Source organism: Polynucleobacter sp. UK-FUSCHL-C3, assembly GCF_040409815.1.
Lineage (GTDB): Bacteria > Pseudomonadota > Gammaproteobacteria > Burkholderiales > Burkholderiaceae > Polynucleobacter.
The window spans coordinates 614,618-630,773 of record NZ_CP099959.1 but is presented as its reverse complement, the minus strand read 5'-3'; the positions used below and the strand labels follow the sequence as shown (position 1 = coordinate 630,773).

At 47.5% G+C, this 16,156-nt stretch carries 17 protein-coding genes; 7 read left to right on the top strand and 10 right to left on the bottom strand.

Annotated elements, in window-relative coordinates:
* Positions 1–8 precede the first annotated feature (8 nt).
* The 5 genes from NKE59_RS03065 to NKE59_RS03045 form a co-directional block, all read right to left on the bottom strand.
* Positions 9–2,066 carry a 4Fe-4S binding protein gene (locus NKE59_RS03065; RefSeq protein ID WP_353439478.1) on the bottom strand — a complete coding sequence of 686 codons (2,058 nt, stop codon included), beginning with the start codon at positions 2,064–2,066 and terminating at the stop codon, positions 9–11.
* A 63-nt stretch (positions 2,067–2,129) separates the two neighbouring features.
* On the bottom strand, positions 2,130–2,795 hold the full coding sequence (locus NKE59_RS03060) for a DUF3306 domain-containing protein (RefSeq protein ID WP_353439476.1): 666 nt from the start codon (positions 2,793–2,795) through the stop codon (positions 2,130–2,132).
* Positions 2,792–3,355 carry a DUF3305 domain-containing protein gene (locus NKE59_RS03055; protein ID WP_353439474.1) on the bottom strand — a complete coding sequence of 188 codons (564 nt, stop codon included), beginning with the start codon at positions 3,353–3,355 and terminating at the stop codon, positions 2,792–2,794. The genes NKE59_RS03060 and NKE59_RS03055 overlap by 4 nt, the downstream gene beginning before the upstream one ends.
* A gap of 15 nt (positions 3,356–3,370) precedes the next feature.
* Positions 3,371–4,459: an iron-sulfur cluster carrier protein ApbC gene (apbC, locus tag NKE59_RS03050; RefSeq protein ID WP_353439473.1), complete on the bottom strand. Its 1,089-nt coding sequence runs from the start codon at positions 4,457–4,459 to the stop codon at positions 3,371–3,373.
* 111 nt (positions 4,460–4,570) lie between these two features.
* The gene (locus tag NKE59_RS03045) at positions 4,571–5,368 is read right to left on the bottom strand and encodes a DUF3047 domain-containing protein (RefSeq protein ID WP_353439472.1); all 798 of its coding nucleotides are present in this window, start codon (positions 5,366–5,368) and stop codon (positions 4,571–4,573) included.
* A 27-nt stretch (positions 5,369–5,395) separates the two neighbouring features.
* Between NKE59_RS03045 and NKE59_RS03040 the strand changes: the two genes are divergently transcribed.
* Genes NKE59_RS03040 through rlmJ form a run of 7 tightly spaced genes read left to right on the top strand, consistent with a single transcriptional unit; the run spans position 5,396 to position 12,981 of the window.
* Positions 5,396–6,571, top strand: coding sequence for an MFS transporter (locus NKE59_RS03040; protein ID WP_353439471.1), 1,176 nt, complete (start codon positions 5,396–5,398; stop codon positions 6,569–6,571).
* A gap of 9 nt (positions 6,572–6,580) precedes the next feature.
* Positions 6,581–7,468, top strand: coding sequence for an NAD(P)-dependent oxidoreductase (locus NKE59_RS03035; RefSeq protein ID WP_353439470.1), 888 nt, complete (start codon positions 6,581–6,583; stop codon positions 7,466–7,468).
* 15 nt (positions 7,469–7,483) lie between these two features.
* Positions 7,484–9,019: a glycosyltransferase family 39 protein gene (locus tag NKE59_RS03030; RefSeq protein ID WP_353439469.1), complete on the top strand. Its 1,536-nt coding sequence runs from the start codon at positions 7,484–7,486 to the stop codon at positions 9,017–9,019.
* The gene (locus tag NKE59_RS03025) at positions 9,016–10,029 is read left to right on the top strand and encodes a lysylphosphatidylglycerol synthase transmembrane domain-containing protein (RefSeq protein ID WP_353439468.1); all 1,014 of its coding nucleotides are present in this window, start codon (positions 9,016–9,018) and stop codon (positions 10,027–10,029) included. The genes NKE59_RS03030 and NKE59_RS03025 overlap by 4 nt, the downstream gene beginning before the upstream one ends.
* A 49-nt stretch (positions 10,030–10,078) precedes the next feature.
* Complete coding sequence (locus NKE59_RS03020; protein WP_353439467.1) at positions 10,079–11,335, top strand: glycosyltransferase family 9 protein; 1,257 nt, start codon at positions 10,079–10,081, stop codon at positions 11,333–11,335.
* Between the two features lie 13 nt (positions 11,336–11,348).
* Positions 11,349–12,122: a phosphatase PAP2 family protein gene (locus NKE59_RS03015; RefSeq protein ID WP_353439465.1), complete on the top strand. Its 774-nt coding sequence runs from the start codon at positions 11,349–11,351 to the stop codon at positions 12,120–12,122.
* On the top strand, positions 12,115–12,981 hold the full coding sequence (gene rlmJ, locus NKE59_RS03010) for a 23S rRNA (adenine(2030)-N(6))-methyltransferase RlmJ (RefSeq protein WP_353439464.1): 867 nt from the start codon (positions 12,115–12,117) through the stop codon (positions 12,979–12,981). Before NKE59_RS03015 ends, rlmJ begins: the two co-directional genes overlap by 8 nt.
* Here rlmJ and NKE59_RS03005 read toward each other — a convergent pair.
* Genes NKE59_RS03005 through queE form a run of 5 tightly spaced genes read right to left on the bottom strand, consistent with a single transcriptional unit; the run spans position 12,965 to position 16,149 of the window.
* Complete coding sequence (locus tag NKE59_RS03005) at positions 12,965–13,627, bottom strand: heme-binding protein (RefSeq protein WP_353439463.1); 663 nt, start codon at positions 13,625–13,627, stop codon at positions 12,965–12,967. The two genes, rlmJ and NKE59_RS03005, sit on opposite strands and share 17 nt — an antisense overlap.
* Positions 13,621–14,565 carry an LD-carboxypeptidase gene (locus NKE59_RS03000; RefSeq protein ID WP_353439462.1) on the bottom strand — a complete coding sequence of 315 codons (945 nt, stop codon included), beginning with the start codon at positions 14,563–14,565 and terminating at the stop codon, positions 13,621–13,623. Before NKE59_RS03000 ends, NKE59_RS03005 begins: the two co-directional genes overlap by 7 nt.
* A complete protein-coding gene (tadA, locus tag NKE59_RS02995; RefSeq protein ID WP_353439461.1) occupies positions 14,562–15,020 on the bottom strand; it encodes a tRNA adenosine(34) deaminase TadA in 459 nt (152 codons plus the stop codon). The genes NKE59_RS03000 and tadA overlap by 4 nt, the downstream gene beginning before the upstream one ends.
* Positions 15,020–15,496 carry a 6-carboxytetrahydropterin synthase gene (locus NKE59_RS02990; RefSeq protein WP_353439460.1) on the bottom strand — a complete coding sequence of 159 codons (477 nt, stop codon included), beginning with the start codon at positions 15,494–15,496 and terminating at the stop codon, positions 15,020–15,022. Before NKE59_RS02990 ends, tadA begins: the two co-directional genes overlap by 1 nt.
* Complete coding sequence (queE, locus tag NKE59_RS02985) at positions 15,496–16,149, bottom strand: 7-carboxy-7-deazaguanine synthase (protein WP_353439459.1); 654 nt, start codon at positions 16,147–16,149, stop codon at positions 15,496–15,498. Before queE ends, NKE59_RS02990 begins: the two co-directional genes overlap by 1 nt.
* Between the last annotated feature and the right edge of the window lie 7 nt (positions 16,150–16,156).

Sequence of the window (16,156 nt, the reverse complement as noted above, 5' to 3'; positions counted from 1 at the left end):
TCGTTCGATCACAACTCTTTTTTCATCATATCAACGACACGGCAATCGCTACACATCTTTAGACGATCCAGTGCTTCTCCAGAAAATGCTTGATGGGAACCAATGCGGCCCAACATCAACTCCACCATCTTTAGGGTTCCAAAGGCCTTGCCACAACTAACGCAATGGAAGGGTTCGGTTTTATTGAGGGTTACTTTTTCTTTACGGTGTTCAATCGAACGCAAGCGTGGGCTCAGCGTAATGGCGCTCTCCGGGCAGGTTTGCTCACACAGTCCGCACTGCACGCACTGTTTCTCAATAAAGGACAGCTGTGGCTCATCGGGATTGTCGAGTAATGCACCCTCGGGGCAAGCGCCCACGCAGGACATACACAATGTGCAAGCATCTTTATTGACGATCAAACCGCCCAGTGGCGAATGAGCCGGCAATGGCACCCCTTCTGCAGGCAAGGCTTGGGGCGCAAATTGCAAAAGGTGCTCCAAACTAGTTTCCAAGGTCTCACGCTTTTGTAAAGAAAGCGCAAAACTTGCAGGGTTCGCAAGTAATTTGTGAGCCTTACGCTGGCGCAGTTCAGACATGACTTTGCTAACCGGTGCAATATCCTCACTGGAGTTTGCAATGATGCACTGAATGCGTTTGCTGTAACCCATCGCTACTAATATTGAGTTAGCCAGATCTACCTGTTCAGTAAGCGCTAATCGATAGCCAGGGTCCTCGTCACCGCTTAGCAAAAGTAGTATTTCCCCAAAGCCATAGGCCAAGGATCCAAACCATAAATCAATTCCGGTCGAGGCAATGTGCTCAACCGCTAATGGAATAACAAACGCTGGCAGGCCGGTGGTTTCCTTGGCGCGCAAGCGGGCTGCGCGTCCGAGGTGATCTAAGAGAGCGGTACCGGCTTTTTGACTATGTATCAATAAACTTGGAGCAGCATCGCCGGCTTTCGTACTTTTTAGAGCCCCTAAATACGTTTGCGCCAAGGTCTTTACTTGTTTACCTTGATAAGCAACGCTGGGGTAGTTGTAACGCATCGCGCCCGATGGACAAACGGTCGCGCATGCTCCACAACCCATACATAAATTAGGATTAACTTCGACCTTACCTTGGCCATCTTTGAACGTAGACTGAATTGCCTTCGTAGAACAAACATCAATACAAGCGGAGCAACCTACCTGACCATTGCGTCCATGCGCACATATCTTGTCGTTATATGAGAAGTATTTTGGTTTCTCAAACTCTCCGACCATGCCGATCAATTGACTAGCAGCCATTGATTGTTCGAAGAGGTCCGAGCCGGGTGCAAAATAGCCCTGTGGTTTTTGACTAATCTGAATGCTGGGGATTTCTTGTAAATCTAGGATGAGATCAAACTCACCCTCACGCGCTTGATCAGTACGCTCAAAATTAATTGCGCCGATGCTAGCGCACGCGGTCACACATGCCCGATGGGACTTACATTTATTTAGATCGATTTGAAAGGATGCGTCGATGGCATTTTCAGGACAAACTGAGACGCACGCACCACAACGCGTACACATCTCCGGATCAATCGGGTTCTTTAAATCCCACTTGGCTTTGAACTGTCCTAGATATCCTTCTAACTGAGTCACCTTCCCAGTGAAAGTTGGGTAGTCTCGTCCGGTTGGTAATGACCCAGGCTCAGTACATAAAACACTGACCTGCAAGCTGTCACCTAATTTATTTGCCCATTGAAAGGCGGTCTTGCCAGGGCCGATCACTAGTAGCCGACCTTCGCTGTTGTAATCAACCACAGGCACAGCATCTGGTTCCGATAGATCCGATAAAGCGAGTAAAGCCTTAATCTTGGGCGTCGACTTATCTGCCTCCTGCGTCCAGCCCGCAAGTTCACGAATATTGACAAACTTTAGGGGGGCAATCAGAGGCTTCTCGGCCTGCGTAGCTAGTTCTGAGAATAAGGCCCGCTCCTGAGTACAAGCAACAACAATCGCCTCAGGCTCATTGAGCGCATTCAGAAATTGACCTACCTCTTGCCGGCACAAAGCCGTATGGACAGGAAGGCCCAGCTCCTTAGTATCAAGGGGCATACTTTTATTACAGTCACAAATAAGTTTTTTAGTCATTCAATCAGAAAACTAAGGATTTCAGTACTAGGTACTGGAATCAGGCTTAATTTGTCTCTCTCCAGTTTGCTGGTTTTGGATTTCGTTTGGGTCAGAATCGCTAGATTCTATATCGATCCGCCGGTGAGCGTGGCGAGGGTTTGGATTAACAGTCACATTGTCATTGGGCGAGGGCTCTGCTAAGGCCTCTTTGCTATCTGTCTCGAACTGCGCATTCCCTTCCGTATCAGAATCCTTTTTGGCATCCTTAAACTCGGGATACAGCTCATCGGTGGTCTTAAAAATACCCAACATATCGGATTGAGCCATACGCTTGAGCATTTCCATCGGAATGGGATCGGGCTTGGTGTAGTCGTCAATATAAATATCAAGGCCATCCATCACATTAAAGTGCGGGTCACTAAACATTTTTTTCATAGCGGCCTGCTGAACTACTGGGTCCACATCTGCTCGCATAAAAGCTGAGAAATCAGCAGCTTTCACATCAATCTTTTCAACATCTTCTAATGTGAGTGCTTGCGGTGTCTCTGATGGTTTCGTTAAATCATCGGGTGCAGGAGTTAATGCGGGGTCTGGCTGCAAGGCCTTATCAACAAGACCGGGGGCAGTCTGCTGCGACCCATCCTTAACGGACTCCTCTGTGACTCCCGCCTTCTTGCGCGCCCACCGATTTAAGAAATTAGATTGGGTCATTGGGGCTCTGCAGGACGGTTTGCACCTTTGAATGAAGCGGGCCGGGCACGTTTCTTGGGTTCAGGTTTGTAGTTTGCTGTGACATATTCCGCTAAGTATGATTTCATCTCTGCTTGCAATGGTGCCGTATCGACCGACTCGCCACCATCAATTAAACGAGATGCCTCGTTATAACTCAGCATCAAACGATGTGGTACTGCAATGCCTGCACCATCTTCATTAATCACAGATGCCATTGAATTTGGTTCCAAGTAGTCTTGATAATCCACTTCCAGACGCCACATGACAAACCAACAAGGCTCGGGTGCAGTGATATTTAGAAAATAGCCCTCTGCCTCATCGGCGAAGAAATGATAATCAAAACCTGCAAACAACCAGGATTCGCCCTCATCATCTCGCTCCAGAAAGCGGCCTACCACTTTACGGTTTTGCTCCGTGCCGGCAAGCTCTAGACTTTTACCAAACTGACCGATATCAGGAATGACCTCAATGGGTTTCCAACGATAGTTCTGCCATGGATTATCAATCTTCTGTTTGCGAATAATGATGGCAAAACGCATGATGAGCTTCTATTACTAAGTCTTTTGCACAACGATACTGGGGAACTTACTGCTCATATCTTTGGTCAGGTTCGCAACCCGAATCGCTACTTGTCGTGCAATCCCTTTGTAAATTGCGCTAATCGCACCATCGGGGTCCGCAACAACAGTAGGTCTTCCAGAGTCTGCCTGCTCCCGAATGGATAAGTTCAATGGCAGTGCGCCCAAGAAGTCAACGCCATAGTCTTGGCACATTTTCTTGCCACCGCCCTCACCAAAAATATGTTCTTCATGACTACATTTGGGACAAACATAGGTGCTCATATTCTCAATAATGCCGATGATGGGAATGCCAACCTTCTCGAACATTTTGAGACCTTTGCGCGCATCCAGCAGTGCGATATCTTGCGGGGTAGTCACAATCACAGACCCAGTCACCGGAACTTTTTGTGACAAGGTTAATTGAATATCACCCGTCCCAGGGGGCATATCCACAATCAGGTAATCCAGATCGCGCCAACGTGTTTGCCGCAGCAATTGCTCTAGGGCAGAGGTCACCATTGGGCCACGCCATACCATGGGGTTGTCTGCCTCAATCAAGAAACCAATCGAGCTGGCTTGTATGCCATGACCTTCCATTGGCTCAATAGTGTTCTCAGCCAATGATTCTGGGCGCCCCGTAATACCAAGCATCATGGGTTGGCTTGGACCATAAATATCCGCATCCAAAATACCGACTTGCGCACCCTCGGCAGCGAGAGCTAATGCAAGATTGACTGCTGTGGTTGACTTACCAACGCCACCCTTGCCACTGGCAACTGCAATAATATTTTTGACGCCCGGTAATAGTTTGACGCCACGCTGCACCGAGTGGGCTACGATGTCGGTCGTAATGGCGACGCTCACGTTCTTCACGCCGGGTAACTCACGGATTGCCGTGACCACTAATTTACGGATGAGATCGATCTGGCTCTTAGCGGGATAGCCTAAGACGATATCCATCGATACATCCCCATCGTTTACTTTGATGTTGCGTGCTGACTTAGCACTGACAAAGTCAATCTGGGTGTTAGGATCTTTTACAGACTTAAGTGCCTGTTGCACTGATTCAATACTGACCGACAATTCTGTCTCCTCAATAAGCCTTACGATATATGGGGGTTAACCAACTATCATAACTGGATTGGCCTAATTTTTCCAAAAGTCCCACAGAAAGATCTTGTTTGACTGAACTAATTAGCGGTATTTTCTGTATAGGAGTTCAATATCACCGTAATACGCCTTGGTCTGTGATTTCGTGGCATCGGTGTCAGTCATCAAAGCAATCCCGATTAAGTTGCCAGGTGCGTAGCCATAGGCCTTGATGTAATCGGCAGTGAGATCGCGTTGATGCATGCGCCATTGACCTAGGTTCTCTTTACCAGCATCAACAGCGATCAGCTTGACGCGCTCGGTGTAAGGATTGTTATTGATTTGCTCCAACTGCCCTTTGGGGGACCAAACATACATTAAGGTGGCATAAGGCATTTCTTGGCCACTCAGAAGTTGCGCCATCTCGGCAACCATTCTGTCTTTCAGTGATAGTTTCGAGCGATCACCATCAAACGCGACCATCAGACGAAGTGGCGCATCGTCGGCATATTTATCAAGGTTATCTGCTTGATCAAGGTGTGATAGTGCCTTCCATTCCCATTTGAGCCATAAGTGCTGAGATGGACGTGGATTCAGTTTGACTGCCAATCCGGAAGCAGATTGATTGGATTCAGCTTTTAGGACTGTGCGACCTTGATATTGCTGCAGACGATAAGCCGTGTTCTTTTTATTGGGTGTGACTCGATAAAAACTCCACCCTTTGGGTAGACGACCATCCTCTTGTACTGAGAACTTTTGTGGCTCTTCGCGCGGAACAAGTGGATCAAGCTTTTTGACCTCCGCGTGATCCTCATGCTCGGAATAGCTAGCGCAGGCCACAAGACCAGTAATTACAGCCCCCATCAGAATGAGATTGAAATATCGGCGCATAAGTTGATGCATTATCGTAGAGCTTTGCCTGTCTTGCATATGAATAAAAACTTGTGGTTTTTGACCTTAGCCCAAGGTCTTTATTTAACGAATAATGTCACTTTTATTGCCATTAATGGTCTAGTGGGTTTTGCGCTAGCGCCAGCCTCTTGGATGGCCACCTTGCCAGTGATGGGCTATGTAGTAGGTAGTGCTTTGGCAACCACCATCGTGGCCAGAATTCAAAAGCAACTGGGTCGTCAGCGCTCGTTTCAGATTGCACTCATCGTTGCGTTCTTTGCATCCTTACTGTGCGCTTATGCGACCCTTGAGAAACACTTTTGGCTTCTTAATTTAGGAACGGTTATTGCAGGGTTTTATAACGCTAACGCCCAACTCTATCGCTTTGCAGCGGCAGAGCTAGCTGATAAAACGGCAAAAGAGAAAGCAATCTCGTGGGTGCTAGCGGGCGGCATCCTCGGTGCAGTCTTGGGTCCTAATCTGGCCAACTGGACTCGCGATTGGTTTATGCAACCCTTTGCGGGGGCATACATTACGTTAGCAGGAGTCTCTGTGATTGCTCTATGGGTGATTACTCAAATTCAATTTCAAGAAAAAGTGTTGGCTCAGAATTCGAGTGAAAGTCGGCCTCTGTCCGAGATCATGCGCCAACCGCTCTTTATTGTGTGCACCCTAACTGCTGCATTAGCGTATGGCGTGATGAATTTACTCATGGCAGCCACCCCACTAGCTATGGAAGTGTGTGGCTTTAGTTTTGATAAGACGGTGTGGGTATTGGAGTGGCATGTGATTGGTATGTTTGCCCCCGGATTTTTTACGGGCACCCTGATCAAACGCATTGGGGTCATGTGGGTCCTACGAATTGGTGCTGCCCTTAATCTCATCTGCGTCATGATTGCTCTCTCTGGTGTGAGCTTTACACATTTTTTGATTGCGCTCTTTCTTTTGGGTGTGGGTTGGAACTTTTTGTTCACTAGCAGCACTGCTTTGGCGCTCGAATCTTATCGACCTGCTGAACGTGACAAAGCGCAAGGTGCAATTAATTTCTTTGTATTTTTGGCAACTGCCCTCTCCGCCTTAAGCTCTGGTGTCTTAGTAACGACACAAGGCTGGACCTTGCTTAATTTAGGCTCCATCATCCCGATGAGTGTTATTGTGCTGGCCTTGATTTGGCTTGGGATTCAACGCAAACAAGGTAAGGCTCAGCCCCTCTAAAATAGAACGATGAATACAAAAACACTTCCTACCATTGGCTTTATTGGTACCGGCATTATGGGTAAGAGCATGGCTCTCCATATCATCAAAGCGGGATATCCCTTGCATGTATTCAATCGCTCAAAAGAGAAAACAGCCTCACTCATCGAGCAAGGCGCCATCTGGCATCACTCTCCCAAAGAGCTTGCGACACACGCCGACATCATTATCACCATCATTGGCTACCCTAAAGATGTAGAAGAGGTATATCTAGGTGTCGATGGTATTTTGGCTGGAGCCAAAGCAGGATCGATTGCAATCGACATGACCACCTCTAGTCCAAGTTTGGCGGCTCGTATTGCTAAAGATGCTCTTTCAAAAAAAATAGCTGTACTTGATGCGCCAGTATCGGGTGGTGATATCGGTGCGCGCGATGCACGACTATCGATTATGGTGGGCGGCGATGCAGATGCATTTAAACAGGTCTTCCCTATTTTGGAATGTATGGGCAATAACATTGCTCTTCTTGGCCCAGCAGGCTCCGGGCAGCATGCCAAACTTTGTAATCAAATTGTGATTGCTTCCACCATCATGGGGGTATGTGAAGGCATTCGGTATGCCCAAAAGTCGGGCTTGGATGCCACTGCGGTATTAAAAGTAATTGGCAGCGGTGCTGCTGGCGGCACACAGCTTAATGTTCAAGGTCCCCGCATGATCAAGGGAGACTTTGCACCAGGCTTTATGGCAGAGCATTTTGTGAAAGATATTGGTCTTGCAATTGATTCTGCTGAAGAAATGGGATTAAAGCTACCGGGGTTGGCACAAGCGAAGCGCTTATACCAATTGATGCTTGATAAGGGAATGAGCCGAGATGGCTACCATGCCCTTTATCAACTCTATCGCGCCAACGAAGTCTAAGGCGACTCTCTGTTCATGTCATCCCCAGTATCCAAGCAGTCTCCCTTTACTTGGTCTCTTATCTTGGTGTTGCTGGGTACCGCCATTCATTTGGTATTGGGGTTTACTACGGAGCTGTCAGTGGACGAGGCTCACTACGCCCTCTACGCCAATCACCTAGCCTGGAGTTATTTTGATCACCCTCCCTTAGTAGGCTGGATCCAATGGCCCTTGGTTGCCATTAATGCGCCCGATGGCATTTTGCGCCTAATACCAATTACGTTATGGATGATCTCCTGTCTATTGGTTTACCAAATCGCAGATCAACTCAATACGTATTGCTCCAATCGTTCACTGTTTATAAAAAGGGTTGATCACAACAATCCATCTTTTGCAGGTCTTGCTGCAGTAGCCATCATTGTGTTTGCACCCTTGCCCCATGTTCTTGCCGTCGGCTTGGTGCCTGATTCTTTATTAACACCGCTAAGCCTTGGTGTCCTCTGGATGGCATTGCAATGGCTTAAACAAGATGGGCAACTACGTTTTTATCAATGGATTATCTTAGGTTTATTGTTTGGTTTAGCAGGTCTTAGTAAGTACACTGCCATTCTGTTTGTGCTTGCCTTCGCTATCGCCTGTATCAGCATTCCCCGCTTTACCTTTCTAAAGCAGGCAGGTTTTTATAGTGCCATTGCAATCGCACTTCTTCTCATTAGCCCCGTATTGCTTTGGAATGCCCAACATGATTGGATCTCATTTAAATATCAGATCGATCATGGCAGTGGTGGCACTTGGCTATGGCGACGTGTTGCTGCATTCGTCGGGGCACAGGTAATGGTCTTTGGCTTTTTGCCTCTCCTCGGATTATGGTTGTATTCACGGGCGATCGGTTTTTCTGTGCGCCCATTTGTGAGTATCTTGCTAGTGTTCTTTGTTTTGCCATTTAGTGTCTTCGCTATTTTGTCCGGGGGTGGAGGCTTGCCGCACTGGACCACCCCTGCGTGGTTTTGTTTAGCACCCATTGCGGGGCTGGGTCTTGCGCAATGGTGGCAAAGCGGTAAACGCTGGTTGATCTCTCTTATTCTGGCGGTCCAAGGTACTCTAGTGATTAGCGGACTGACATTGGTTATGACCGCAGGCTATCCGATTGCGAGTCAGTTCAAGACAAATCCCTTGGCCGATTTATACGGCTGGCGTTCTGCGTCCACGCGCGCCAATCTCTTGGTCAATGAATTGAAGGCGAGCGGCATTGCAGTTCAAAATTGGACATTGGCTAGTCGGGTGGCATGGTACGCCAAGCCAACACCTATTTTTGTGTTGGATGATCGTCAGGATCAGTTTGATTTGTGGTTTGGTAAGCTTCCCGAGGGATCAAATGTCATCTTACTGAACTGGTCTGAGATGTCATTTAAGGCTCCGGTGGGTGAAGGGCAATTTAGAACCTGTCGCCCCCTAGATCGCTTACGGATAGCCCATTTAGGTCAAGCCTTAAGCCAATTTGAACTTAGTTATTGTCAAGGCTGGGGTGGAAAGTCAAAACCAGAGCGCGAGGCATTATCCTTACGTCCATGAGCTCTCAATGGAAAGTAATACTAAAGCGCAGCTGGCCCACCATTCGGATTGTTCTATCGATTGCGTTGTTATGGAAAGCCACTAGCGGTATCGATTGGAAAGCCCTGTTTGAGTCCGAACTGCAATTACAAGCCCAGTGGCTCGTTGCGGGTGGTCTTTGTATTACTGCTGCCTTTATCTGTGGCGGTCTACGCTGGGGTTTATTTATGCAACGAGCAGGCTTTCAGGGAAGCTTGCTTGGGTATGTGGCTTTATATTTCTCGGGAGGTTTAATTAATCAGGGTCTGCCCAGCACGCTGGGTGGCGATAGCTACCGCGCTATTGCCGGTACTCACTTAACTCGGAGCGGGCAACTTAGCCAAGAAAAAGAACTGGCTGAAGAACTCAGTCATGCGGATGATCTTAAGCAGCAAAGCCCTAAATTACGTTTAGGTTTTTCCATGACCCTGTTAGATCGAGTCGTGGGTCTTATGGGTAACAATATCTTAGGCGGCATTGGTCTAGTGATTGGCGGCGCCACGCTAGGCACCTGGGGCACTGAATTGGGTTACTTGATTCTGCTAGTGATGTTGGGTGCTGGGTGCGCACTTGCTTTTGCTCTGAGCTATAAACCGCTACTGATCTGGATTGAAAAACTCTTAGCGCGCTTTGATTTGCATCATGCTCTTCCCGGAATCCGTCTGGCGTTTGCCTGGCCCACCAATATTGCTCAAGGGATATTTGCGGTATCCATTCATTGCTTCAATATTTTGGCTTTAGGTTTTTGTCTCAAAGCCTATGGTGCTGAGGTACCGACTGAGGCCCTGATGATTGGTTTACCCGCCTTGAGTCTTTTACTCATGTTACCAATTAGTATCTCGGGTTGGGGCTTACGTGAAGCCACCCTAGCCTCCGTCTTGGCCCTCTGGGGAGTTAATCCCTCCCTAACTGTTTTGGGATCCATTAGCTATGGCGCAATTACTTTATTGTGCGTCTTGCCAGGCGCCTACAAATTACTAAAGCGTAGTTAGACGGTCGTGGGCATAAAATATAGCCTAGGACATAAAGGATAAAAGCAGAATGGCAATTAGCGTCAATGCAATGCGGACCATTGATCACTGGGTAGGGGTGCCACTTTGTGCGATTGCTAGCCCCATTGTTGCCTTACTGGATATCCTTTCTAGGCCATTTACACGGTCGGGCGATCCTAAAAAGCTTCTCTTTATTGAGCTCTCCGAAATGGGGAGCGCCATCTTGGTGGATCCAGCTATGCGCAAAGCCCAAGCGAATGGTGCCGAGATCTACTTCCTTATATTCAAGAGCAATGCTGCCAGTCTTGGTTTGTTAAATACCGTTCATCCCAACCATATTTTTACAATTGATTCCTCTAGCTTGTGGAAGTTAGCTTTCGATACTCTGCGCTTCTTAGTGAAGGCACGTTTTTATCGGATTGATACAGTGATTGATCTAGAACTGTTCTCTCGTTTCACAGCACTTCTGACTGGTCTGTGTGGTGCGAGAAGGCGTGTTGGCTATGATATTTTTCATGGGGAAGGTTTATGGCGTGGCACGATGCTAACCCGTAAAGTGCATTACAACCCGCATATTCATATTGCTAAAAACTTTATTTCGCTCGTGTATGCAGCTTTTGCAAACGAAGAAGAAAGGCCCTTTAGCAAAATAGCCATCACCGATCAAGAGATTGAGCTTGCGCAGGCAGTTATTGACCCTATGGTCAAGCAACACCTGCAACTCCGTATTGAGAATCTAGCCCAACAGGCCATGATTCCGTTTAAGTATGGTCAACAACGCATCATCTTAATTAACCCGAATGCGAGTGATTTGCTCCCGCAACGTCGTTGGGCCCCAGAACGCTTCTCAGAGCTGATCGTTGCAACACATCAGCACTGGCCCGAAGATCTCATTTTAATCACGGGCTCACCCGCAGAGCATACTTATGTTGAGGGAGTACGCTTAGCTGCCAAGGTAAAACATGCCATCAATTTTGCAGGTCACGTGCGCTTCTCTGAACTTCCAGCTCTATACACCCTATCGCATGCGATGGTTACCAATGACTCGGGCCCAGGCCACTTCTCTTCGGTCACCGATTTACATACTGTAGTTCTCTTCGGTCCAGAGACCCCGGCGTTATATGGCTCTCTTGGTAAATCGATTCCGATTACAGCCCAATTAGCATGTTCGCCTTGCGTAAGCGCTGCTAACCATCGCAAGACCCCTTGCCAAGATAATGTTTGCATGAAAGCTATTACGGTCCCACAAGTGATGAATCAACTCGCTGCTCAAATTGCTGCGGCCGATCGCACTCGAACTTTATAAAGACCGCCAGCCCATGAACTTTGGTCGCGCTTGGGCTATCCCACTCATCCCTCTGAGTCTATGGCTCATCTTAATAACGAGCGGTAAAGAGTTAGAGCTCTTTCTTTGGCTTAATCACGCAGCTCAAGTGTTACCCAACTGGGCATGGGCTTGGTTCACCTTTTTGGGTAACGGTTGGGGTATTTTTGCTTTGTGCTTTCCGCTGGTGCTCTATGCGCCTCGACAACTCTGTGCAGCATTGATCTCTGGGGCGCTTGCAGCCGTAATCAGTTTGAGTCTTAAGCCTCTGATTGGCTTACCTCGCCCTGCCGGGGTTCTTAGCCAAAATAGCTTTCATATACTGGGCGATCCCCTGTTACATCACGCCTTGCCTTCAGGACATACCCTAACGGTCTTTTCGGTGGCAAGTGCGCTATTCTTTTCCACCCCCCAGCCCAAGCGTAATTTATTGATTGTTTTATTTGTCTTAGCAATCCTCACCGGCATCTCTCGTAATGCCGTTGGGGCACATTGGCCAGGCGATGTATTGGTGGGCTCTGCATTAGGTATTTGGTGTGGCTTAATCGCCAGTCGCTGGGCACTCAGTATTAGAGATGCTCAATTGAGTCCCACCAACCTGGTCCCTCGTGTCATTGCTATTGCAGGTTTTGTAGTGCTGTATGTTTTACAAACTACGGTCTTAGACTTTCCGCATAATCAGATATTGCAATACATCGGCAGTGCTATTTTGGTGATTACGCTCGTCTTGTTTGTCTTACGTCAGAACAAGCCTCAAGCTGATGTTTAGTTATCGCCATGCCTTTCATGCTGGCAATCATGCGGATGTTCTAAAGCACCTTGTTTTGATTCATAGCGTTTCTTATTTGCAAGAAAAGGATGGCGCCCTCCTGCTAGTTGATACCCATGCGGGCGCAGGACTGTATTCATTACGAGAGGGCTTTGCGACCGTCAGTCAAGAGGCACTTACCGGCATTGATCGTATTATTAGTAATCAAGATCCTCAGACGAATTACTCTGAGCTTCAAGCGTACATTGATCTTGTTAACAGTATTAATCCGCCGAATCGAATTGATTTTTATCCTGGTTCACCATTCTTGATGGCCAAGCTCCTACGCACTCAAGATCGTCTACGACTGTTTGAACTCCATCCGAGTGATATTGACTTGTTGGAGCAAAATATTAAGCAACTTCATTTAGATCGACAAATCGAGGTTCGCAAAGAGGATGGTTTTACTAGCTTAAAAGCCCTGCTTCCTCCGCCGAGCCGAAGAGGTTTGATCCTTATTGATCCTTCCTATGAAAATAAGCAGGATTATTTCTTATTAGAGACCTGCTTAACTGAGGCATTAGACCGTTTTGCAACAGGCTCTTATCTCATTTGGTATCCAATACTCCAGCGCACTGAGTCCATTCAATTACCCAAACGACTCAAAGCAATTGCAGAAAACTATGGGCGCCCCTGGACCCATGCAGAACTCCGAATTACCCATGAGCCAACAGAGCGTCGTCTTCAGGCGAGCGGGATGTTTGTCATTAATCCCGTATGGACCTTACATCCCTATCTAGAAAAACTACTACCTACCTTACAAACCGCTTTGGGAGAGGATGCTGGGGCATCTTATCGGGTTCTTAGTAGTCAAACATAACTTCGTTACGCCGCAAGAATGGAATACTCCATGGTGGGTTGTAGCGCGCGAGTTGCGGCTCACTAGCAGGAGTCAAGTTTTTAGATTTCATCCAGACGCGCAGTTCTTGGGCTTTCTCTTGCGTCTTTTCATCTGAATTAAAGCCGCTATAGGTAATCACCGCTTTTTTCTGGGGAGGGATCTCTCTAAGCTTAACTTCAGGGCTGGTAGGGGTTGGTAAGCTAGTCAATGTGTATTGACTAGGCATGACAAAAAACATGCGCCATTGATTGGAGTTTTTCTTTTGGGTCTCCATGGTCACGGGGGCGGTCATCGCAATCTTCTCGCTACCCCCTGTCTTTGGCTCCATCGTGACGGGTACAGTCATGGCAATCTTCTCACTACCTTGCAGGTCATCGGCTAGCTTGGTTTTGGATTGGTTCTTGCCAAAGATATAACCCGCAATGAGACGAAAGCCTTTACTGCCCGCATCACTCATATCACCATCCACATACACCTCGGCCACAATCATAGGTGCATACTGACGCAATTCAAAGGGTGGGGAACTTTCAATCACGGTGTATTTTGGTTCCTCAAGGGCCATTACTGTGCTCGCAAATAAGAAACAGAGTCCTGCCAGAATAATCGAATGGGCACGTTTTACCATTTTCCTTCCAATACAAAACCTTTGGTACTTGCTTGTAAGTTCACTTGAGCTCCCACTGGAAGTGTTAATTTATCTTTAATATGACCAAATGGCAAACCAGTCAGAATGGGGATTGACTTAGGCACACGTTTACGAATCAAATCAATTGCAGTATCTAGCTTATAGCCCCGATCGACTTCGTACAAGCGGTATTGACTAAAATGCCCCAAAAGAATAGCGCGCTGTTTACCCAAAACCCCTGCCTCATGCAATTGCAGCAGCATGCGCTCAATCCGATAAGGATGCTCATTGATATCCTCAATAAAAAGGATACCGCCCATTATTTGTTTATCCGATGGAAAATACTCCGTTCCCAATAGAGTAGTGATGATGCTTAAATTACCGCCCCAAAGCATACCTTCAATATTTTGGGAAAGATCAACGGCACCTGCCCAGGGTTGGGCATCGGGTACTGCAATACTAAATCGGCGGTTCTCTACTGCACTCTGAAAATGAGTCCAGGTAAATTGGCTTGGAGCCTCGGATTCGCCAAACTCATTGAGGGGGCCAAAGTCGTAATTGAGCATTGGGCCTGCAAGGCTAATTGTGCCGGTCTTGGCTAATAGCCCCATCTGAAATCCCGTGAAATCACTATGGCCACAGATCTGCAAACCCTGCTTGACGGCAATCGCAATTGCCTTCCAGTTAACCTGATCGAGGAGTCGGTGCAATCCATAGCCACCTCGTACAGAGATTACAACCTGATTGGGGTCTAGATTAGCAATTGCATTTAACTCACCAAGGCGTTCTGCATCAGTGCCTGCAAAGCGCTCAAATACTCTTTGTGCGCATTGCGCATTAGAGACCATAACGCCCTGCTGCTTAAGCCAATGCAAAGCGCTTTCTGGGCTACGCATATCTGGGCTCGCTCCCGAGGGAGCAATTAAATGGATCTTCATGTACGTCGCTGTTTAAAAAACTCTCTGAGTAACTCACCGCACTCGTCTGCCAATACCCCGCCCTCTACCTCGGTCTGATGATTAATCTGCTGGATTGCAAACAAATCACCAACACTACCAGCCATTCCAGTTTTAGGATCGGTCGCACCAAACACCACACGCTTGACTCTAGCATGAAGTATTACCCCACAACACATCGCGCAGGGTTCCAAGGTCACATATAGGGTTGATTCTGGAATCCGATAGTTCTCTAGGGATTTAGCAGCCTCTCGAATAGCTACCATCTCTGCATGAGCGCTGGGGTCATGTAATGTAATGGGCTGATTAAAACCCTTTCCAATCACTTGCTCTTTGTGAACCAAGATGGCGCCTACGGGGACCTCTCCTTGGGCACCAGCCAATCTAGCCTGCTCGATAGCAAGACGCATATAAGCTTGGTCTTGGGTACCGGTCATCAAGTTTTGGAACCGCTTTTTGCTCGATAGTCAGCCCAACAGTTTGGGGTCTCATATAAACGGATTGCCTGCAAGACCAGCTGTCCTTTTGTTTCCGTTGCAAACACTGGAGCCAAAATATCAAAGGCGAATTTAACCAGGTTTTCAACGGTGGGGACATCCTCTAAGATCACTGTTTTGTGACTAGGCAAACTTTCCAAGAATTTCACCAAGACGGTATCCTGCTTTGCGACCAGAAAGGCATGATCCCAGGGCTCTACCAGGTGCTTGAGTGCTAGTTGCTTAATGTCTCCAAAATCGATCACCATGCCATCGTCAGACTGACCGCGCGATGCATGTACCGGTCCAGACACAGTAAGCTCAATCGCATATCGATGGCCATGCAAATGACAGCACTTACCAGCATGATGCGGAATACGATGTCCCGCATCAAACTCGAGGCGCCGAGTAATCGTTACAGAGTTTTGGTCCACCATTACAGAATTCCGATCATTTTGTGAGTCTGCACACTTAAGCGCCATAAGGGATTTTTTTGGCACAACTCAACGGCATATGCCGTATTTTCACTTAAATTAGGGCCATCCATGGGTTGTAAATAACGATGCCTAAAATCCATACCCTCAAAACGGTGCAAAGTTGTTTCAATGGGTTGATGTTCTATCTGCGGAACAACTAACTTGATTTCATCAGCCTGCATTACCATCAGATCAGCATTGGCTTTGGGGCTTAAACAAACCCAGTCAATCCCTTTAGGGATCTTGATCGTGCCATTGGTCTCAATTGCTATTTCAAAATGCCGATGATGTAAGGCCTCTATCAATGAGGCATCTAATTGCAATAAAGGCTCGCCACCGGTCATCACCACATAGCGATAGTGCTGTGTGTTCATAGCCTCTTGCCATGCAGACTCAATCGCTTTTGCTAAATCATCGGCGCTCTCAAATTTCCCACCACCTATACCATCCGTTCCAACAAAATTGGTGTCACAGAACTGACAAACAGCAGTAGCGCGATCTTCCTCTCTCCCCGACCAGAGATTACAGCCAGCAAAGCGACAAAATACGGCTGCACGCCCTGCTTGCGCACCCTCTCCTTGCAAAGTGGTAAAGAGTTCTTTAACTGAGTACATAACAATG

What these genes read in the sequence shown, in the direction of transcription:
- NKE59_RS03065 (WP_353439478.1), bottom strand. Translation starts at nt 2,066, where the DNA reads ATGCCCCTTGATACTAAGGAGCTGGGCCTTCCTGTCCATACGGCTTTG.
- NKE59_RS03060 (WP_353439476.1), bottom strand. Translation starts at nt 2,795, where the DNA reads ATGACCCAATCTAATTTCTTAAATCGGTGGGCGCGCAAGAAGGCGGGA.
- NKE59_RS03055 (WP_353439474.1), bottom strand. Translation starts at nt 3,355, where the DNA reads ATGCGTTTTGCCATCATTATTCGCAAACAGAAGATTGATAATCCATGG.
- NKE59_RS03045 (WP_353439472.1), bottom strand. Translation starts at nt 5,368, where the DNA reads ATGCATCAACTTATGCGCCGATATTTCAATCTCATTCTGATGGGGGCT.
- NKE59_RS03040 (WP_353439471.1), top strand. Translation starts at nt 5,396, where the DNA reads ATGAATAAAAACTTGTGGTTTTTGACCTTAGCCCAAGGTCTTTATTTA.
- NKE59_RS03035 (WP_353439470.1), top strand. Translation starts at nt 6,581, where the DNA reads ATGAATACAAAAACACTTCCTACCATTGGCTTTATTGGTACCGGCATT.
- NKE59_RS03030 (WP_353439469.1), top strand. Translation starts at nt 7,484, where the DNA reads ATGTCATCCCCAGTATCCAAGCAGTCTCCCTTTACTTGGTCTCTTATC.
- NKE59_RS03025 (WP_353439468.1), top strand. Translation starts at nt 9,016, where the DNA reads ATGAGCTCTCAATGGAAAGTAATACTAAAGCGCAGCTGGCCCACCATT.
- NKE59_RS03020 (WP_353439467.1), top strand. Translation starts at nt 10,079, where the DNA reads ATGGCAATTAGCGTCAATGCAATGCGGACCATTGATCACTGGGTAGGG.
- NKE59_RS03015 (WP_353439465.1), top strand. Translation starts at nt 11,349, where the DNA reads ATGAACTTTGGTCGCGCTTGGGCTATCCCACTCATCCCTCTGAGTCTA.
- rlmJ (WP_353439464.1), top strand. Translation starts at nt 12,115, where the DNA reads ATGTTTAGTTATCGCCATGCCTTTCATGCTGGCAATCATGCGGATGTT.
- NKE59_RS03005 (WP_353439463.1), bottom strand. Translation starts at nt 13,627, where the DNA reads ATGGTAAAACGTGCCCATTCGATTATTCTGGCAGGACTCTGTTTCTTA.
- NKE59_RS03000 (WP_353439462.1), bottom strand. Translation starts at nt 14,565, where the DNA reads ATGAAGATCCATTTAATTGCTCCCTCGGGAGCGAGCCCAGATATGCGT.
- tadA (WP_353439461.1), bottom strand. Translation starts at nt 15,020, where the DNA reads ATGACCGGTACCCAAGACCAAGCTTATATGCGTCTTGCTATCGAGCAG.
- NKE59_RS02990 (WP_353439460.1), bottom strand. Translation starts at nt 15,496, where the DNA reads ATGGTGGACCAAAACTCTGTAACGATTACTCGGCGCCTCGAGTTTGAT.
- queE (WP_353439459.1), bottom strand. Translation starts at nt 16,149, where the DNA reads ATGTACTCAGTTAAAGAACTCTTTACCACTTTGCAAGGAGAGGGTGCG.